This is a genomic window from Halanaerobium congolense, assembly GCF_004366375.1.
Taxonomy (GTDB): Bacteria; Bacillota; Halanaerobiia; order Halanaerobiales; family Halanaerobiaceae; genus Halanaerobium; species Halanaerobium congolense.
The window spans coordinates 1-18,681 of the sequence record NZ_SOEF01000041.1; the positions used below are offsets into that span (position 1 = coordinate 1).

At 32.8% G+C, this 18,681-nt stretch carries 18 protein-coding genes; 15 read left to right on the top strand and 3 right to left on the bottom strand.

All coding sequences use genetic code 11. The annotated features are described in order from the left end of the window. Nucleotides 1-95 precede the first annotated feature (95 nt). The 11 genes from C7954_RS11905 to C7954_RS11960 all read left to right on the top strand — a co-directional run bounded on the left by C7954_RS11905 (nucleotide 96) and on the right by C7954_RS11960 (nucleotide 13,955). Complete coding sequence (locus C7954_RS11905) at nucleotides 96-2,591, top strand: sigma-54-dependent transcriptional regulator (RefSeq protein ID WP_276330813.1); 2,496 nt, start codon at nucleotides 96-98, stop codon at nucleotides 2,589-2,591. A gap of 276 nt (nucleotides 2,592-2,867) precedes the next feature. After that, on the top strand, nucleotides 2,868-3,125 hold the full coding sequence (locus C7954_RS11910) for an HPr family phosphocarrier protein (protein ID WP_134060097.1): 258 nt from the start codon (nucleotides 2,868-2,870) through the stop codon (nucleotides 3,123-3,125). Nucleotides 3,126-3,161: 36 nt separating this feature from the next. Further along, complete coding sequence (locus C7954_RS11915; protein ID WP_134060099.1) at nucleotides 3,162-3,467, top strand: PTS sugar transporter subunit IIB; 306 nt, start codon at nucleotides 3,162-3,164, stop codon at nucleotides 3,465-3,467. Between the two features lie 29 nt (nucleotides 3,468-3,496). Next, nucleotides 3,497-4,783, top strand: coding sequence for a PTS sugar transporter subunit IIC (locus tag C7954_RS11920; protein WP_134060101.1), 1,287 nt, complete (start codon nucleotides 3,497-3,499; stop codon nucleotides 4,781-4,783). A gap of 59 nt (nucleotides 4,784-4,842) precedes the next feature. Then, nucleotides 4,843-5,172 carry a PTS lactose/cellobiose transporter subunit IIA gene (locus C7954_RS11925; RefSeq protein ID WP_134060103.1) on the top strand — a complete coding sequence of 110 codons (330 nt, stop codon included), beginning with the start codon at nucleotides 4,843-4,845 and terminating at the stop codon, nucleotides 5,170-5,172. Nucleotide 5,173: 1 nt separating this feature from the next. Beyond that, nucleotides 5,174-6,487, top strand: a complete 1,314-nt coding sequence (locus C7954_RS11930; RefSeq protein ID WP_134060105.1) for a 6-phospho-beta-glucosidase — start codon at nucleotides 5,174-5,176, stop codon at nucleotides 6,485-6,487. A gap of 53 nt (nucleotides 6,488-6,540) precedes the next feature. Beyond that, on the top strand, nucleotides 6,541-7,953 hold the full coding sequence (locus tag C7954_RS11935) for a glycoside hydrolase family 1 protein (RefSeq protein ID WP_134060107.1): 1,413 nt from the start codon (nucleotides 6,541-6,543) through the stop codon (nucleotides 7,951-7,953). A 784-nt stretch (nucleotides 7,954-8,737) separates the two neighbouring features. Continuing rightward, complete coding sequence (locus tag C7954_RS11945) at nucleotides 8,738-9,598, top strand: DUF3100 domain-containing protein (protein ID WP_073156717.1); 861 nt, start codon at nucleotides 8,738-8,740, stop codon at nucleotides 9,596-9,598. After that, on the top strand, nucleotides 9,598-10,062 hold the full coding sequence (locus C7954_RS11950; RefSeq protein ID WP_073156715.1) for a hypothetical protein: 465 nt from the start codon (nucleotides 9,598-9,600) through the stop codon (nucleotides 10,060-10,062). Before C7954_RS11945 ends, C7954_RS11950 begins: the two co-directional genes overlap by 1 nt. A 25-nt stretch (nucleotides 10,063-10,087) precedes the next feature. Then, entirely contained in the window at nucleotides 10,088-11,410 is a 1,323-nt protein-coding gene (locus tag C7954_RS11955) for an amidohydrolase (protein WP_134060110.1), read from the top strand. Between the two features lie 364 nt (nucleotides 11,411-11,774). Next, entirely contained in the window at nucleotides 11,775-13,955 is a 2,181-nt protein-coding gene (locus tag C7954_RS11960) for an HD domain-containing phosphohydrolase (RefSeq protein ID WP_134060112.1), read from the top strand. Between the two features lie 62 nt (nucleotides 13,956-14,017). On the opposite strand, the gene C7954_RS11965 is transcribed toward C7954_RS11960, so the two are convergent. Beyond that, nucleotides 14,018-14,272 carry a CPF_0552 family protein gene (locus tag C7954_RS11965; RefSeq protein ID WP_176760061.1) on the bottom strand — a complete coding sequence of 85 codons (255 nt, stop codon included), beginning with the start codon at nucleotides 14,270-14,272 and terminating at the stop codon, nucleotides 14,018-14,020. Between the two features lie 142 nt (nucleotides 14,273-14,414). On the opposite strand from C7954_RS11965, the gene arsM reads away from it, so the two are divergent. From arsM to C7954_RS11985, 4 genes are all read left to right on the top strand, one after another. Next, entirely contained in the window at nucleotides 14,415-15,212 is a 798-nt protein-coding gene (gene arsM / locus C7954_RS11970; protein WP_134060114.1) for an arsenite methyltransferase, read from the top strand. A 114-nt stretch (nucleotides 15,213-15,326) separates the two neighbouring features. Beyond that, a complete protein-coding gene (locus C7954_RS11975) occupies nucleotides 15,327-15,644 on the top strand; it encodes an ArsR/SmtB family transcription factor (protein WP_089717063.1) in 318 nt (105 codons plus the stop codon). Between the two features lie 63 nt (nucleotides 15,645-15,707). Continuing rightward, the gene (locus tag C7954_RS11980; RefSeq protein ID WP_089655793.1) at nucleotides 15,708-15,908 is read left to right on the top strand and encodes a YwbE family protein; all 201 of its coding nucleotides are present in this window, start codon (nucleotides 15,708-15,710) and stop codon (nucleotides 15,906-15,908) included. 4 nt (nucleotides 15,909-15,912) lie between these two features. After that, nucleotides 15,913-16,572 carry a tetratricopeptide repeat protein gene (locus C7954_RS11985; RefSeq protein ID WP_134060116.1) on the top strand — a complete coding sequence of 220 codons (660 nt, stop codon included), beginning with the start codon at nucleotides 15,913-15,915 and terminating at the stop codon, nucleotides 16,570-16,572. Nucleotides 16,573-16,674: 102 nt separating this feature from the next. On the opposite strand, the gene C7954_RS11990 is transcribed toward C7954_RS11985, so the two are convergent. Next, nucleotides 16,675-17,466: a CheR family methyltransferase gene (locus C7954_RS11990; RefSeq protein WP_134060118.1), complete on the bottom strand. Its 792-nt coding sequence runs from the start codon at nucleotides 17,464-17,466 to the stop codon at nucleotides 16,675-16,677. A gap of 5 nt (nucleotides 17,467-17,471) precedes the next feature. Then, nucleotides 17,472-18,476, bottom strand: a complete 1,005-nt coding sequence (locus C7954_RS11995; RefSeq protein ID WP_089717067.1) for a protein-glutamate methylesterase/protein-glutamine glutaminase — start codon at nucleotides 18,474-18,476, stop codon at nucleotides 17,472-17,474. Nucleotides 18,477-18,681: the final 205 nt, after the last annotated feature.

Consider the following 18,681-nt stretch of genomic DNA (forward strand, 5'->3'; position numbering starts at 1 on the left):
CGGAATATTTTCTGTTTGCCATTGGTGTTTCCCCCTTGTAATTAGAGTATATCACTTTCAAACTTTTTCTCCAATTCTGTTAGGGGGCTATATAGATAGGAGCAGATAAAAGTCTCAAAGTTTCGGTGCAGCAGGCAAAGGCTGCTATTTTATATCCACCAAATGGTCTCCATACTCTTTTATTAGGTGAGACTGGTGTCGGTAAGTCAATGTTTGCAGAGTTAATGTATAATTTTGCTGTTGAAGAAGAAGTCATCAGCTCAGATGCACCATTTATAAAATTTAACTGTGCCGATTATACAGATAATCCTCAGCTTTTAATGGGGCAGCTATTTGGTGTTAAAAAAGGAGCTTATACTGGCGCCGAAAAAGATTCCAAAGGTTTTATTAAAAACGCTGATGGAGGTATATTATTTTTAGATGAAATTCATCGACTTCCGCCTCAGGGACAGGAGATGCTCTTTACTTTTATTGATAATGGTTTTTTTAGAAAGCTTGGAGATACAGATGAGATAATTGAAGCAGATGTCAAGATTATTGCAGCAACAACAGAACCCCCCGGTTCCTATTTATTAAAAACATTTCAGCGCCGAATTCCGATGGTGATTGAACTTCCTGCCCTTTCAGATAGAAGTTTAATTGAAAGATTTCAGCTGATTAAATATTTTATCAAGCAGGAGCAAAAAAGAATCGGCAAAGATATTTATATTTATAAGAATGCTTTAAAATCATTTTTATTATATGACTGTACCAATAACATTGGTCAGCTTAAAAGTGATATTCAGCTTGCCTGTGCAAAAGCATTTTTGAATTTTAAGTCAAAACAAAAAAATAAAAGCAGCTGTCTCAAAATTGGACAGGAAGAACTTCCATATCATGTTAAAAAAGGTATTATGAATCTGCCGAATAAAAGGGAAGAACTTGATGAACTGATAAAAAATAGGGGAAATTTAATATCTTTTAAAGAGAACGGCAGCAAAACAGAGCAGCGGCAAAAAGATAAAAAAAATAAAGACTATCAGTTTTATGATGTTATAGAAGATAAAATGAACACTCTTGAAGATAATGGTCTGCCACAAGAAGAAATTAATCAGATTTTAAATATAGATATAGAAAAGCATTTTAAAAATTACATTGGCGATTTATCAGCTAATTTCAAAAAAAGTAAAATTGAAAAAATTGTGGGAGAAGATATAGTAAGTCTTGTTCAGGAGATACTTGATTTAGCAAAAAATCGATTGGACAGAAGTTATGATGAAAAAATTTATTATGGGCTGGCCCTGCATTTAAAAAGAAGTATAGCCAGAATTAGAAATGATAATAAAATTTATCACCCGAATTTAAATGAAATTCGTTCAGAACACAGCCAGGAATTTATCACTGCTATGGAAATTGCAACAATTATAGATCAGAAGTTTTCTATCAAGACACCTCTGGATGAAATTGGCTATATCAGCATGTTTTTAACCGAAAAACCCTATAATTATGGAGAAACTGATGTCAATAAGGTAGGAATTTTAGTTGTGATGCATGGTAAGTCTACTGCCAGCAGTATGACAGAAGTTGTAAACAATCTAGTTGGGGAAGAACACGCTGTCGCTGTTGATATGCCTTTGGAAATGAGTCCTAATGAAGCTTATAAAAAAGCTAAAGCTAAGGCAAAAGAAATTGATAATGGTAGCGGCATTATTGTAATGGTTGATATGGGTTCTTTAAATAGTTTTGGGGGAATGATCGCAGAAGAAACTGGTATTAAAACAGAAACAATTACGATGGTCAGTACTCCAACAATTTTAGAAGCCTCTCGCAAAGCAGTACTTGGGGATTCTTTTGCTGATATAATTGAATCAGTTAATGAAATTGGAGGAGAAAGCTATCAGCAAAATTTTGAAGTTGAAACTGAAAGAGATAATAATTTAAGTTCTAGTGAAACAACGAATAAGAATCTGGATGATTTTGCAATAGTAACAGCTTGTTATACTGGTGAAGGTGCTGCCAGGGAGTTAAAAAATATAATTGAAAATAATTTAAATAGTAATTTGAGCTATAGAATAATTAATTTGAGCTTAATGGAAGACAATAACTTAGAAAAAGAAATTAAGAAATTAGAAAAAGAATATAATATATTAGCTGTTGTAAGTACGATGCCTTTGGAATTAGAATCAGTTCCTTATATTTCTGCTTTAGATATTTTGGGTCAGGATGGAATTGAGAAACTAAGTACAAAATTAAAACACGAAGAAATGATATTTAATATTAAAACTTCACTAAAGGATCAATTTAGTAATTTTAATAGTTTTAAAATGGTGGATGACCTAAGAACTGTAATAAATAATATTGAAAGCAGATTTAAGGAAGAATTAGATTTTGGAGTAAAGATAGGTATCATTATTCATATGGCTTATATGCTCGAAAATGCAAAAAAAGATGGTAATAGAAAGCAGTATGAAAAGTTAAATGAATTTATTACAAAGAATAAAAACTCATTTGCAGTAGTCAATTCTGAGATGGAAAGACTGGAGTCTGAATATAATTTAGATATAACTGATGATGAAAAGGCCTATATAACAGAAATGTTTTTATACAACTAAAATACAGTTTGAAGTTAATGTGTAACCATATTAATTAGTGTGCAGAACTATTTTGCACACTAATTTTGTATTTTATGGGGTGTTTTTTATTAATTTGCAAAGTTATTTTAAATAAAAACAATCTATAAACCTTGTAATAATTGGATTTCTAATAAAAAAACAAATAAATATTAAGAAAATTATAGTTTTGGTATGATTAATGCATTTTATATAAGCGAAGATAAAAACAACTATCCATTTCAAACAAATCAAGAAGAAATGAAAGGAGGCAAAAATTTGAAAAGCTGTTTAATTGAATTAAAAAATAAGACTGGTCTTCATGCAAGACCGGCATCACAATTTGTTAGTGAAGCTAAAAATTATGAATCAGAAGTTGAAATTGGAAAGGATAATCGCAGTGTTAATGCTAAAAGTATAATGGGCTTAATGACCCTTGAAGCTTCATATGGAGATAAAATTAAATTAATAGTGAATGGAAATGATGAAGATAAAGCTTTAAAAGAACTGGCTGAATTAGTTAAAAGTTTTGAATAAATTTTTTTAACATAAAAACAGGAGGAATATAATATTATGAAAATTTTATTAGTTTGTAATGCTGGAATGAGTACAAGTATGTTAGTAGAGAAAATGAAAGATGAAGCGGCTAATAGAGACTTAGATTATGAAATTAAGGCTGAATCATGTAATAATTTTGAAGATGTTGTAGAAAAATATGATGTTGTACTTTTAGGTCCCCAAATTAAGTACAAAGAAAAATCATTTAAAAAGATTGCAGAAGAAAAAAATGTTGCCCTTGATGTTGTAGATTCAGCTGCCTATGGTATGGTTGATGGCGCAAAAGTATTAGATCAGGCATTGTCTTTACTTAATGATTAAACTTACTTATTAAATGGGAGGATATGATAATGAAGAATAAATTATTTAAAATATTAGAAGATAAGTTTTTACCTGTTGCTGGGAAAGTTGGAGAACAGAGACATTTACAGGCAATAAGAGATGGTCTGATTGCAATATTACCGATGTTAATTATTGGATCAGTAGCTTTAATTGTAGCCTTTCCTCCGATTCCATTTTTAGCGGAATTAGTTGCACCATATGTAGACAGAATTTTAATGATTCAAAATGCTACTTTTGGTTTAATGGCTTTATTAGCTTCTTTCACAATTTCTTATTCTTTAAGTAAAAAATATAGTCTGCCGCCATTAGAATCAGCTCTTTTAGGATTATCTTCCTTTGTTTTATTGGTACCATTAACTGAAAATGGAAATTTAACCCTTTCCTGGTTGGGTTCTGATGGATTATTTATAGCAATTTTGGTGGCTCTGTACTCTGTTGAAGTTCAGCGGTTTATAGTAGAAAAAGATATTACTATCAAAATGCCAAAAACCGTACCACCTAATGTTGCGAGATCATTTTCTGCTTTAATTCCAGTCTTTATAGTCCTTTTATCGGTCTGGGTCTTTAATCAAATTTCTTTAACATTTGCAAGCATTTCTATTCCAGAATTAATAAATAATACAGTTACTGCTCCGTTATTGTTAATTGGAGGAACATTCCCTGGTGTTGTTGTTTTAATACTGGCAATTAGTATTTTCTGGTTTGTTGGGATTCATGGTTCAAGTCTTGTAATTGGAACAGCGGGTCCGGTATTATTAACTTTGCTTGATCAAAACACAAATGCTCTTTCTGCAGGCGCTGAAGTTCTTCCAAATATAGTAAACCAACCATTCCTAGAAATTTTTATAAATATGGGAGGTTCTGGTTCAACTTTTGTTTTGGCCCTTTTATTAGTCTTTGCAGCAAAATCAAAACAGTTTAAAGCCATTGGTAAAACTGCTATTGGACCTGGTCTATTTAATATTAATGAACCAATTATTTTTGGTATGCCAATTGTAATGAATCCAGTTATGCTGATACCGTTTATTCTAGCACCGCTTTCAGCTGCAGCTATAACTTATGCTGCAATGGCTTTAGAATTGGTTGCAAGACCATACACCTTGATTCCCTGGACAACTCCACCTTTAATTAGTGGATTTTTAGCAACAGGTGACTGGAGAGCAATCATCTTGCAAATTGTTACAATGACAGTCGCTGGCTTAATTTATTATCCGTTCATGAAAATATTAGATGAAAAGAATTTGGCAGACGAAAAAGCTGCTGGAGAAGTTGAGGAAGAAGCGGCAACAGCATAAAAAGATAAAATATATTCAAGATAATTTATAAAAATATAACTATAAATAGAGGTGAGATTATGACAAGTGAAGAGGTAGTTTTTAAAATAATATCTGCTGCCGGTAATGCCAAGGGTATAGCTTTTGAAGCTCTTGGACTTGCTCGGGAAGGAAAATTTGAAGAGGCAGATCTAAAATTGAAAGAGGCAAAAGAATTTTTTCATGAAGCTCATGATGTCCAAACATCTTTAATTACCAAAGAGGCACAGGGTGAAAAAACTGAAGTTGGTATCTTAATGGTTCATGCTCAGGATCATTTAACAAGTGCAACTTTAACTAAAGATTTAATTGAAGAAATGATTAAAACTCAAAAAGAACTACATGAATTAAAAAAGGAGTTGGGTAAATAAAATGTTATCTGATAGAGGTATAAAGGTAGCTACAATTGGAGGGGGCAGCAGTTATACCCCTGAAATTATAGAGGGTTTTATTAAAAGATATGATGAATTTCCTGTTAAAGATTTATATTTAGTAGATATAGAGGAAGGTAAATGGAAACTAGATATTGTTGGTGATCTTGCTAAAAGAATGGTTGCAGAAGCAGGAGTAGATATCAATATCTACCTAACCTTAGATAGAAGAGAAGCAATCAAAGATGCCGATTTTGTTACAACTCAGTTCAGGGTTGGACTCTTAGATGCAAGAATAAGGGATGAAAAAATACCGTTAAGATATAACTGTATAGGTCAGGAGACAACTGGTGCTGGTGGAATGGCCAAGGCTTTAAGAACAATTCCTGTAATCCTGGATATTGCAAAAGATATGGAAGAGCTTGCACCAGATGCCTGGTTAATAAACTTTACTAATCCAAGTGGAATTATTACTGAGACAGTAAGTAAATATACTGATATCAAAGTTTTAGGATTATGTAATGTTCCGATTGTAATGGAAAAGATGACAGCAGAAATATTGGATGCTGAGCAAGATAAATTAAGAATGGATTTTGTTGGTTTGAATCACCTAGTTTGGGGTCGAGGAGCTTATTTAGAGGGCGAAAATAAGATTGAAGAAGTATTAAATAAAATTGCTTCAGGAAACTTCAAAGATGTTGAGAATGTTCCGGATTTTGAATGGGGTAAAGATTTATTAAAGTCAGTAGGAATGCTGCCCTGTCCTTACCATAGATATTATTACCTTACCGATTTAATGCTGCAGGAAGAAATTGAAGCTGTCCAAACTGAAGGCACAAGAGGTGAAGTTGTTAAAGAATTAGAAGCAAGTCTCTTTGAACTTTATAAAAACAAAGCTCTAAAAGAGAAACCAAAAGAATTAGAAGAAAGAGGAGGCCAATATTATTCGGATGCTGCCTGTGATCTAATAAGTGCTATTTATAATGATAAAGGAACATTACATTATGTAAATGTTAAAAATAATGGTACAGTAAATTGTCTTCCAGATGATTCTGTAATTGAGAGAACATCTTATGTTGGTAAAAATGGAGCTACACCGTTAAATGTTGAACCGCTTCCTTCTCAGGTTAAGGGATTACTGCAGGTTGTAAATGAGTATGAAGCTTTAACAATTGAAGCAGGAGTACATGGTGATTATGATTCTGCTTTTCAGGCCTTAACTATCCATCCGCTTGTTGAAAGCAGTATAGTTAAAAATTTATTAGACGACCTTATTGATGAAAATATTGATTATTTACCGCAGTTTCAAAAATAATTGATTTAAGATAATTTAAAGAAATAGAATAATCCAATTAGGAGGAAAATATAATGATCCATAAAAAATTAAAAGATTTTCCTGAAGACTTTCTCTGGGGTGCTTCTACATCAGCTTATCAGTTTGAAGGTGCCTGGAATCAAGATGGTAAAGGACTTTCGGTAATGGATGTAGGTAATCATCCTGAAGATGTGACAGATTTTAAAGTTGCAAGTGACCATTATCATAATTATAAAGAAGATGTAGCTTTAATGGCAGAAATGGGTTTTAAAACTTATAGATTTTCAATTGCCTGGACCAGAATAATTCCAGAAGGAACCGGTGAAGTAAACCAGAAAGGAATTGATTTTTACAGCAATTTAATTGATGAACTTTTAAAATATGATATTGAACCCTTAGTTACTATGTATCATTTTGACCTGCCGCTTGCTTTACAAGAAAAAGGTGGATGGGAAAACAGAGATACAGTTGATGCTTTTGTTAATTATGCTGAAGTTTTATTTGATGAATATGGAGATCGAGTTAAGTACTGGTTAACAATCAATGAACAAAACATGATGATCTTACACGGAGATGCTTTAGGGCTCTTAGAAGATGATCCGGATGATGTTCAAAAAGGATTATATCAGTCAAATCACCATATGTTAGTTGCTCAGTCTAAGGTGTTTGATCTCTGCCATCAAAAAGTAGAGTATGGAAAGATCGGTCCAGCTCCAAATATTTCAACTGTTTATCCCGCTTCCTCTAAACCAGAAGATGTACTGGCAGCTGATAATTATTCTGCCATTAGAAACTGGCTTTACTTAGATGCAGCAGTTTTTGGCCGATATAATGCAACTGCCTGGAGCTTTATGGAAGAAAAAGGTATCACGCCAGAAATTAAAGATGGCGATATGAAGATTCTGAAGGCTGGTAATCCAGATTTTATAGCTTTTAATTACTATACCAGTGCTTCAGTAGAAGGAGATTTTGAAGACAAAAAAAAGAAAAGTAATTATGATGGAGATCAACAGGTTGTAGATAATGAACCTGGTTTTTATAAACGTCATCAAAACAAAAATTTAGAAACAACTGATTTTGGCTGGGAAATTGATCCGGTTGGTTTTAGAACAACTTTAAGAGAAATCTACAGCAGATATAACTTGCCCTTGATTGTAACTGAAAATGGTCTCGGTGCTTACGATGAACTCGAAGATGATGATACAATCAATGATGACTATCGAATTGATTATTTAAGAAAGCATATTAAACAGGTTCAGCTTGCAATTACCGATGGGGTAAAAGTGTTTGGATACTCTCCTTGGTCAGCCATTGATTTAGTTAGTACTCATCAAGGAATTAACAAACGTTATGGCTTTATTTATGTTAATCGAGATGAATTTGATCTGAAAGATATGCGTCGAATTAAAAAGAAAAGTTTCTACTGGTATCAAAATGTTATTGAAAGTAATGGCCAGGAATTATAAAATTGAATTAAAGAAAATAATTTAAGCTCAAACTCCACTTATTTATTCTTAGTGGGGTTTGGGTTATTATTATATATAATTATTTTTTAATATAAAGCAAATATTAAAAGAGGTGAAATTTATGTTAGCTGATTATCATATACACAGTGATTTTAGTGATGATTCTAGCTGTCCAATGGAAGAAGAAGTGAAAAAATAAATTTAAGATTTGGGATAGAGTTTGGAATCCAGACACATACAATCGAAAAATTTCAGAAAGACTGCGATAACCATAATTTTGATTTTGTGATTTTATCCTGTCATCAGAGAAATTTTAAAACATATAATCAAAGCAGGTAAAGGAATTGAAATCAATACTTCCAGTTTTCGTTATAAATTAAATGATTTAACCCCTTCAAGAAAAATATTAAAACTATATAATGAACTCGGTGGTGAAATTATAACCATAGGTTCTGACGCCCACAAAGCAGAAGATATCGGTCATAAATTTGACTATATAAAAACCGAACTTAAAGATCTTGGTTTTGATAAATTTTCTACATTTAAAGATATGAAAGCTACTTTTTGGAATCTGTGAGAAATTTGTGCTTTCATTGTATACATGAATACTTTATTAATTCTAAATGATAATTGCTTGACACTTAACTCAATAAGTCCTAAAATACAATTAATCAGTATTAATATTCAAAATTTTAAAGCAGGGAGGTGTAGAAGAGCTTTTAGTAATAATATATTTATTAAAATTTAAAAAAGAGAAGTTTAAGAATTGAGGAGTGTTAATAAAATGGCAAAAAACAAAGAAAAACAAAAAGAACCTGAGAGAGGGAATGACTTTAATTCTTTTCTAAAGCTATTTATTTCTGTATTTATTATAGTAGTAGCAACAGAAATTTTTGGTACAAAGACATTTAAAATTGGTCCAGGGCAGGTTGTGCTGCTGCCGATGCTGTTTGCAGTTATTATTGGAATGCTAATTACACCTGATCTTTTAGGAAGCAAAATTAAAGCACTTAAGAAAGTTATTTCGATGCAGGAAGTTGAAAAGGCGGGTACATATGTCATGATTGCCCTACTTCCTTTAGGAGTTAAGTATGGGACCCTTGTTGGACCTAATATTGTAGAGGTAGTAAAGGCTGGCCCTGCTTTTTTACTGCAGGAATTAGGTAACCTCGGAACAATTTTTATTGCCTTACCTTTAGCTCTGCTTTTAGGTATGAAAAGGGAAGCAGTTGGTGCAACTGCCAGTATTGCCCGTGAACCTACCCTCGGGGTAATTGGAGAAAAATATGGAATTTCATCCCCAGAGGGCACAGGAGTACTTGGTACCTATTTAATGGGGACAGTATTTGGTACAATATTTTTTGGCCTTTTAGGTGGTTATGCAGCAGCTACAGGTCTTCATCCTTTAGCACTGGCAATGGCCAGTGGAATGGGAAGTGGATCGATGATGGCTGCAGCTTCTGGTGCTTTAGCTGAGGCAGTTCCGGCAATGAAAGATGAAATTTTAGCCTATGCTGCCACCAGTAATATGCTGACAGGAGTTACCGGATTATATTCTGTTATTTTTTTAGGTTTACCTTTAGTTAATTTCCTTTATGATAAGCTGAGTCCTATTTTATCCAAAAAAGATAGAGGTGATCAATAATGAGCCTCAATTTTGATAGAAGTTTAGAATATTTAAAAATGCTGATTGTGGTTGGAGTCTTAGTCTTAATTGGACAAAGGTTTGGTTATGGTATTGCTATTATGCCTGCTTTACCAGGAATGATAATAGTTATTTTAATCTCATTTTTGGCCCTGACGATTAAAGACAGTTTTCCTAATTTAAAGTTTCCGGCATTTGCCTGGGCTTCATTAACTGCTTTGATTTTGAGTATGCCCTTTATGCCGACAGCAGATTTGTTTTTAAAATACACAAATGAAGTTAACTTTTTAGGAACAACAACCCCAATTCTTGCTTTTGCAGGAATTTCTGTGGGAAATAAGATTGAGAAGCTGAAAAAATTAAGCTGGAAGGTATTTATCGTAGCTATTGCAGTATTTATCGGGACTTATTTTGGTTCTGCAATTGTTGCTCATATTGTACTTAAATTACAGGGAATCATTTAATTCATTGAAAAAGGAAGTGTTGGTTTTGCAAAAAGATGAGATTAAAGCTAAGATAATTGAAGTTATTGAAGAAAACAGGAGTAAAATTATTGAGCTTGTTGATGAGATTTACAAAAATCCTGAGCTGGGCTATAAAGAAGAGAAGACTACTGAGATATTAGCAGCAGCTTTTTCAGATTTAGAAATTGATTTCAAGAGACATCAGGATTTAACCGGAATTAATGCTCTGCTGAAAATGGGAAATCCTGGACCACAGATTGCAATTCTGGGAGAATTGGATGCAGTTACCTGTTCGGAACATCTAGATGCTGATCCAGAAACAAAGGCTGTACATGCCTGCGGCCATAATATTCAACTTGGTGTGATGTATGGTGCTGCAGCTGCTTTTAAAAAAGCAGGGGTCGAATCTGAATTAGCCGGCTGTCTCAATTTCATAACTACACCTGCAGAAGAGTTTATCGAACTGGAATACCGGTCTCAGCTAAGAGAAGCTGGTAAGATAAATTATTTTGGCGGTAAACAGGAGTTAATTAAAAGAGGCAGTTTTGATAATGTTGATATTTCGATTATGATGCATTCACTCAATTTAGGAGAAAAAAAAGCTTTAGTAGCACCTAAGGGTAATGGCTTTGTTGGTAAGAACATTAGGTTTATCGGTAAGGAATCTCATGCCGGTTCAGCTCCTGAAAAGGGAGTTAATGCTTTAAATGCAGCTGTTTTAGCCATCAACAATATTAATGCTCAGCGGGAAACATTTGCCGAAGCAGATCGGGTTCGAGTTCATCCAATTATTACTAAGGGTGGAGATATAGTAAATATTGTTCCGGCTGATGTTAGAATGGAAAGTTATGTGCGAGCTCGAAATATTGAGGCGATTAAAAAAGCAAATGAAAAAGTTGACCGCTCACTTAAAGGGGCGGCGATGGCTGTGGGAGCAGATGTTAAAATTACAGATATTCCAGGTTATTTGCCGCTTTTAAACAATCAGAGCTTAGATTCTATTTTAGAGTCAAATCTTTTAGAGCTGATTGATCAAGATCAAATTACAGTTGGCGGCGATTTTACCGGGTCCTTTGATTTCGGAGATATTTCGCATTTGATGCCGGCTCTGCATCCATTTTTTGGTGGAGTAAGCGGGGATCTGCACACTAGAAACTTTAAAACTGAAGTTAAGGAAGACGCATATATTTTACCGGTTAAAGCTCTGGCAATGACAGTGGTTGACCTTTTATATAATGATGCTGCTGAAGCTGAGAAGATCATTGAAGACTTTGAGCCTCCATTAAGCAAAGCAGAATATCTTAACCTAATGGAGGAATTAACCGGAGAAGTAATTTATAAAAATTAATAATTAAATCGAAGGCAGTTAGCTAGTATTTTGCTAACTGCTTTTTATTGTCGGTTAATTCGACATAACCTGACAGGTTCAGGATGTGGGTACATTAGAGCAGATCTTTTTTAATCTGCTGATACTGCTTAAAACGGCCGATATCATGTAAATAAGTATTTAAATAGAGGATATTTAACAATTATAGTGAATTATTTAAATAATAAGTTATTTTAGATTTAAAAACTAGCTAAGATAAAAAAATTTAAATTGGAGTATGAGATAAATGAACAGATTATTTAATAAAATGGTAGGATAGGGGTTGTAAAAATTAGTTAATTATAAAATGCAGATATAAAATGCAGACAGGATAGGGGGTGTTGAGATGTATAAATTAAAAGAAGAATTTAAAGTAGTCTTAATTTATTTAGTTTTGAGTTTGGTCTGGATTTATTTTTCAGATATGCTGTTGCTGGCTGCTGTTAGTGATAGATCTCAGCTGAGTCAGCTGCAGACTTATAAGGGGATTATCTATGTTTTGATTACCTCAGCTGTATTTTATCTTCTATTCAAAAAGTATCTAAATGATTTGAGGCGTCAAAAACACAAATTAGAGGCTACAAATGAAAAGCTGCTGCAGTATAACAAGGAAATTAAAGCTGTAAATCAGGAGCTTGATTATTCTTTTAAGTCATTAGATGAGCTGAATAAAAGGTTTGTTAAAATGATCAATTCAATTTCCAGCTTAAATAATAAATCAAACCTGGATGAAGAGGATTTTCTCTCAGATCTGCTGGATAATATTATTGAGATAGCAGCAGAAGCTGATTATGGTAAAATTTATATTATCGAAAATGGAAAGTGTAAGTTTATAAATACGGTTGGTCATGATATCGAGCTTTTAAATGAGATTAAATTTACTGAGGAAAATCTGGCTGATTTTGATAGTGATGGTGTTAACTTCTCCCAGGATTATTCAGTTAAAATCGAAGATTTAGCTGATGAGAAAAAGGATATCTCAGCAGCTGCTTTAAAGGAAATTAAAGAGTCAATTTATATAAACATTAAAGTTAACGACAAAGTTATTGGCAGAATTTCTTTAGATATAGCAGCTGAAAGTGAGAAAAGTTTTAGTAAAAGCACAACCAATATTTTAGAATCATTTTCAACTCTGGCAGCTTCCTTTTTTGCCTTTAAACGCTATGACCGACTGCAGGATAAGTTTACCAAAGAGTTGATTTCCTCAATTGCTAAGATTTTAGAGCTTTATGATGTCTATACTAAAGGTCATTCGGAAAATGTTGCTAATTTATCGATGTTGATTGCAAAAGAGATGAACTTATCTGAGAAGACTGTTCTTGATGCTTACTGGTCAGGGATGGTTCATGATATTGGTAAGCTCTTGGTTCCGGTTCAAATTTTAAATAAGACTGCTAAACTGGAAGAATTTGAATATGAGATAATAAAAAAACATCCTGTCTGGAGCAGTGAGGCACTTTCTGGTTCTGAAACCTTAGATCATATCTCTGAATATGTACTTTATCATCATGAGCGCTGGGATGGATCTGGTTATCCGGAAAGATTGGCAGCCGAAGATATACCTCTAGTTTCACAAATTATTGCTGTTGCTGATGCCTGGGATGCAATGACCTCCAACCGTTCTTATAGAAATTCTCTTTCCCAAGCAGAAGCTTTAAAAGAAATTAAAGAAAATCGAGGCAGTCAATTTTCACCGAGAGTTGTTGACGCTTTTTTAAAAGTAATAGAGCAGCAAGGATTAAATATCAAGCAGGAGGTTTTAGATGAATTTGAAGCTTTAGAAGGCAGCGAATTAAGCTTAGATAATAGAGACCATTTTGAAACATTATTTAAAAAGGCTAAAGAAGGAATGGTAATTTTAGACGAAAATTTTAAAATTAAAAAAACAAATAAGTATTTTCTTGAATTTTTTGACTATCAGGAAAGTGAAGTCTTAGGCAAAAAAATTGGAGATGTTTTAGTTCCAGCAGAAAAAATGGATGAACTAGAAGCTAATATTAAAAAAATTAGCCACAATAATGAGGTTAACTTAAGGACTTACAGAAAGCGAAAAGATGGTCAGCGTATTGATGTTGAGATTCAGGCTTTCCCACTTGCTATAGGAACCAAAGGAGTAGAGTACTATTTAATTTATAGAGATATTACAGAGCTAGAAACTGTTAGAAATAAATACAAAAACTATAAAGGAAGATATGAATCATTTTTTGAAAATGATGCTATAGTAATGCTGATTATTGATCCTGAAAGCGGAAAGATTATTGATGCTAATCCAGCAGCAGTTAATTTTTACGGCTGGAGTAAAAAAGAATTGACTAAAATGAATATTTCCGAGATTAATCAGTTATCTAAAGCTGAAGTTAAAGCAGAAATGCAGGCAGCCAGAAGGAAAAACAAAAGGTTTTTCAACTTTGTTCATCAAACTAGTGATGGATCCAATAAAGAGGTAGAAGTTTATTCCCAGCCAATTGATTTTGGTGATCAGGATTTACTTTATTCAATTATACATGAAAAAGGGAAAGCAAAATAAAAAGATAGATTAAGCAAAAGTAGATTAAAAAGGCCCCTTTAATTATAGAGGCCTTTTAACAATTAATCGAAATTCAATTCCATACTTTTAACTTTAACTCCACTGATCTCGGTTAGAGCGGCTTCTAATTCTAAAATTTCTGCTTTTGAACCAACCAGATCCAAGATAATCATTCCTTCTTCTTCACAGCTGCTGCTTTCGTGCATTCCAAGACGGGTAGAAATTAAACAGCCGTAATCAGTTAAAACTTTTTGAACCTCAGGTGCAGCATCAGTTCTTTTGTCAATTAATACAGCCATAATTGTAGAATGTTTCACAATATCACTCCTCAATTTATTCTAGTTATTATATTATTTCTCTATAAACAAAAAATATCCTTCTAAAAAATATTCAAAGAATTTAATCGCCTATTTACGATTAACGATAATTGTGCTATAATACCAGCAGGAGGGATTTATTATGACAAATAAAGATTTAAAAATAAAAGATAAGGTTAAGAAAAATTATACAGAAGTAGTAACTAAAGAAAAAAGCGGCTGTGGTTGTGGTTCTTCTTCCTGCTGTGGTTCAGAAAATGAAGAAGCAAAGGCAAAAGAATTGGCAGCAAAAATGGATTACAGCAGTGAAGAATTAGAATCAGCTTTTGCAGAAGCAAATTATGGCCTCGGCTGTGGAAATCCAGGAGCTATTGCTGAGCTAAAGCCAGGAGAAACTGTTCTTGATTTGGGCTGTGGAGCTGGTTTTGATGTCTTTTTAGCTGCTAGAAAAATTGGTGAAGATGGAAAAGTTATTGGTGTCGATATGACAGCTGCTATGATTGAGAAAGCTAAAGCAAATGCTAAAAAAAATAAAGTTGATAATGTAGAATTTATCTTGGGAGAAATCGAAGAGCTCCCATTAGCGGATAATAGTGTTGATGTGATAATTTCTAATTGTGTAATTAATCTCTCACCGGCTAAGAAAAAAGTCTTTTCAGAGGCCAAAAGAGTATTAAAAAGTGGTGGTCGACTTGCTATTTCTGATATAATAAAAGCAGAAGAGTTTCCAGCAGCAGTTGAGGCTGATTTAGATAATTACAGCAGTTGTGTAACTGGAAGTATTGTCAGAGAAGAGCTGCTTTCCATTTTAAAAGAACTGGAATTTAAAAATATAGAAATTGAAAGAAAAGAGCACAGTGATGAAATAGTAAAAGATTGGGTTTCCGGAATAGATATTAATAAATATATTTATTCTGCTTATATTAGCGCCGAAAAATAAGATTAACAAAACTACTTTTATTTAATTAGCTGCTTGTTTTACTCATTTCTTTAAAATTTTTTAAATTTAGTGTACAATTAAGGATGTAGTTTGAAAAGTTTGGAGTGAAATATGATGAATGGAGATTTAAAGCAAAAAGATGAGGAACAAAGGTTAACTGAGCTGGCTGATTTGGCTAAGGGTTTAAGTCATCCTCATCGACTTAAAATTGTCAAAATTTTAGCTGAACTGCCAGCAAAAAATCAATGTATGGTCAGCAGTATAGTTGATCAGCTGCCGATTGCACAGTCGACTGTTTCTCAGCATCTGAAAATATTAAAAGAAACAGGTTGGATTGAAGGTAGAATTGATGGCTCGAGGGTTTGTTATTGTATTAAAGAAGATGTTTTTGCTATATATACAAAAGAACTTGAACAATTATTTAAGTTTTAATAAATGTGGATTTATAAATTAAATAGTTAATTTCAAAAAATATTTTTAATTAAGGGTGAAATAATGACTGGTAATAAAAGATCTGAAATCAAAAAAGGGTTAAAGGTTAAGGTAGTTCAGAAAAAAGATCAAAGAAGTGGTGAACTCACTGAAGGAATAGTTAAAAGAATTTTAACCAATTCTGCGGCTCATCCTCATGGAATTAAAGTAATGCTTGAAAGCGGAAAAGTTGGCAGAGTTAAAGAGATAAAGGGAGAGATTTAATAAGATGTTTGCTAAAATTAAAAGCTTTATTCAGAAATTTAAGGACAACAAGCGTTTTAGAGATGCCTCTAAAAAAATAGACGAAGGCTATTTTAAAGAGGCCGAAAAAATATTAATTGAAATTAAAGATAGTCCTTATGTTGAAAAAGAAATGCTCTTTTTTAATCTTGCTGGAGCTTTAATTGGTCAGGATAAACTAAAAGAAGGAGAAAAATATCTGCATAAAGCAGTTGAAGCCGAAGCTGAGCAGGATTATATCTGGGCTACCCTGGCAGAAGTTAATATTCTGCAGAGAAAATGGGATGAGGCTGAAAAAGCGATCAATAAGGCAATTGAGCTGGAGCCTGATAAATCATTTTATGAGATCAAGAAAGAAGTTATCTGCGGCAGTGATGAATTAAAAGAGGATTATTTAAAGCATTTTGCTCTGCTAAAAGAAGCAATTGAAGAACAGAAAAACGAAAACTGGAAAAAAAGTGTAGAAATTTTACGGGAAGCAGTTGAGCACTATGACCGCACCGGTTATGTCTATAATCAGATCGGAGCAATTTATAATAATAATCTTGGTAATAAAGAGCTTGCGGCACAATTTTTTAAAAAAGCAATCGAAAAAGAGCCTGATAATAAGATCTTTCAGAAAAATTTAAAGCATGTTTTGAAGTAAATTTCGAGTTTTATTTTAAAAATAAAGAATATCTATCAGGGCAGCATAAAAAAACTGCCGCTTGATAGTAATTTAAAATAAAGTGTTTAAAGTTGTTTTTAGTTAATTATTATTATACTTATAGATAGATTGATATACTTTTTTTAGATTATATTTATCAGCTGAAAAGATATATTCTGTATTTCCTAAAAAGAAATAGGAATCAGAGTTTAAGACTGAAAGAAACTTCTTTATCAGCTGATCTTTCATTTCTTTTGTAAGATAAATAAAGAAGTTGCGGCTTAATATCAAATCCCAATTTCTATCAAATCTACCGTTAATTAAATCTTTTTGTTCAAAATTAACCATCTTTTTTATATCATTACTTAAATGGTAAAAGTTCTCTTTGGAAGAATCTTTGGTAAAATATTTTCTCATTCTAGAATCTGAAACATTTTTAAGGGCATTTTCCCGGTATAACCCCCTTTTGGCCTTATTTAAAATTTCTGGATCCAGGTCACTTGCATAGATTTCAAAACGATTTGAACTTAGGCCAAGTTCTTTGAGTATAATTGCCAGCGTATAAGGTTCACAGCCATTGGAACAAGGAGCACTCCAGATTCGCAATTTGTTTTTCCTTTGGATTAACTCGGGTAGAACATTTTTTTTAAGGAACTCAAAACTTTCCGGATTACGGAAAAACTCCGAAGTGTTAATTGTAAAATGATTGAGGTAGGCTTCTTTAAATTTGCTGTCACTCTCAATTAAATTAATACACTCTTTAAAATCAGCGACATCATATCTGCGCATTAAACTTTTAGTTCTTCTTTCAACTCGATCCAATTTGTAACCGTCTAAATCAATATTTAAAATTTTTTTTGCCTGATCTTTAAACTCAGAAAACGTTATGCTCATATAATTTATCCCTCCACTATTTCTATTAATCTTGCTGCAATATCGTTGATGTTTAAAATTTCATCATAGGCACCTTTGGCTGCAGCTGCAGATGGCATTCCATAAACAAGAGCACTTTCTTTAGCTTCTATAATTCCGTAGGCACCACCTGTTATAAGTTCTTTCATGCCGGCTGCTCCATCTCGCCCCATTCCTGTTAAGATACAGGCTGTAATTCTTTTTTTATTAAAATTTCTGGCTAGACTTTTCAACATATAATCTACTGAAGGTCTAACTCCATGTTCTTTAGGCTTTTGATTTAATTCAACCTTTCCCTTATGATTAATTTCTAAATGATAATCTCCAGGTGCTAAAAGCCCTTTTCCTTTTTCTAATTTATCTCCTGTTTCAGCTTCTTTGATATTTAAACCGGATACAGTATTTAAGCGTTCAGCCAGAGTTTTGGTAAAACCGGCTGGCATATGCTGAACAATGACAAAGGCTGCCGGGAAATTATCAGGAATGTCGCTCAAAAGTGTTGTCAGTGCTCTAGGACCACCAGAAGAGGTTCCAATTGCCACTATTGGGAATTCTTTAATTTGTTTAGTAATCTGAACCGGTTTAGTAACTCTTTCTTTTTTAGACTGATGAGCAGCCTTAAGTTTGCTGATTAATTCTTCTTTAATTGAATCAATATTTAAAGAGATGGAGCCTCCTGGTTTAGGGATGAAATCAAAGGCCCCTAAATCTAAAGCTTTAAAGACAGTTTCACTATTATCAAGGGCACTAACCATAATCACAGGTAAATCTGAATACTTTTCTTTTACAATTTTTAAAGTTTCTAAGCCATTTAAAACAGGCATTTCAATATCAAGCATTAAAAGATCTGCCTTATTTTTTTCTAATTTATCGAGTAAGTTTTGACCGTTATAGGCTGTATCTATTACTGTAAGTTCAGAATCTGATTCAACTGTATCTGAAAATATTTTACGCATAAAAGCTGAATCATCACAGATCATTACTTTTAGCATTTTGAGTGCCTCCTAATTCTGCTTGTTTTTAAAATAAATATATTTTCTAAATTTATTTAACTTCGAGATTTAATTTGTAGAACTATTATAGATTATATTCTTTAAATTTACACCACTTTACAAAAAAATTAGATAAAAAATTGGCGACTTATTCCTTCTTTTGATATAATATTTGTTACCTACAACAAATATGAAAGGAATAAAC

Bases quoted from the DNA above. Each gene is read 5' to 3' on its own strand.
- C7954_RS11915 (WP_134060099.1), top strand. From the start codon at position 3,162: ATGAAAATTTTATTAGTTTGTAATGCTGGAATGAGTACAAGTATGTTA.
- C7954_RS11920 (WP_134060101.1), top strand. From the start codon at position 3,497: ATGAAGAATAAATTATTTAAAATATTAGAAGATAAGTTTTTACCTGTT.
- C7954_RS11925 (WP_134060103.1), top strand. From the start codon at position 4,843: ATGACAAGTGAAGAGGTAGTTTTTAAAATAATATCTGCTGCCGGTAAT.
- C7954_RS11930 (WP_134060105.1), top strand. From the start codon at position 5,174: ATGTTATCTGATAGAGGTATAAAGGTAGCTACAATTGGAGGGGGCAGC.
- C7954_RS11935 (WP_134060107.1), top strand. From the start codon at position 6,541: ATGATCCATAAAAAATTAAAAGATTTTCCTGAAGACTTTCTCTGGGGT.
- C7954_RS11945 (WP_073156717.1), top strand. From the start codon at position 8,738: ATGGCAAAAAACAAAGAAAAACAAAAAGAACCTGAGAGAGGGAATGAC.
- C7954_RS11950 (WP_073156715.1), top strand. From the start codon at position 9,598: ATGAGCCTCAATTTTGATAGAAGTTTAGAATATTTAAAAATGCTGATT.
- C7954_RS11960 (WP_134060112.1), top strand. From the start codon at position 11,775: ATGTATAAATTAAAAGAAGAATTTAAAGTAGTCTTAATTTATTTAGTT.
- arsM (WP_134060114.1), top strand. From the start codon at position 14,415: ATGACAAATAAAGATTTAAAAATAAAAGATAAGGTTAAGAAAAATTAT.
- C7954_RS11975 (WP_089717063.1), top strand. From the start codon at position 15,327: ATGAATGGAGATTTAAAGCAAAAAGATGAGGAACAAAGGTTAACTGAG.
- C7954_RS11980 (WP_089655793.1), top strand. From the start codon at position 15,708: ATGACTGGTAATAAAAGATCTGAAATCAAAAAAGGGTTAAAGGTTAAG.
- C7954_RS11985 (WP_134060116.1), top strand. From the start codon at position 15,913: ATGTTTGCTAAAATTAAAAGCTTTATTCAGAAATTTAAGGACAACAAG.
- C7954_RS11990 (WP_134060118.1), bottom strand. From the start codon at position 17,466: ATGAGCATAACGTTTTCTGAGTTTAAAGATCAGGCAAAAAAAATTTTA.
- C7954_RS11995 (WP_089717067.1), bottom strand. From the start codon at position 18,476: ATGCTAAAAGTAATGATCTGTGATGATTCAGCTTTTATGCGTAAAATA.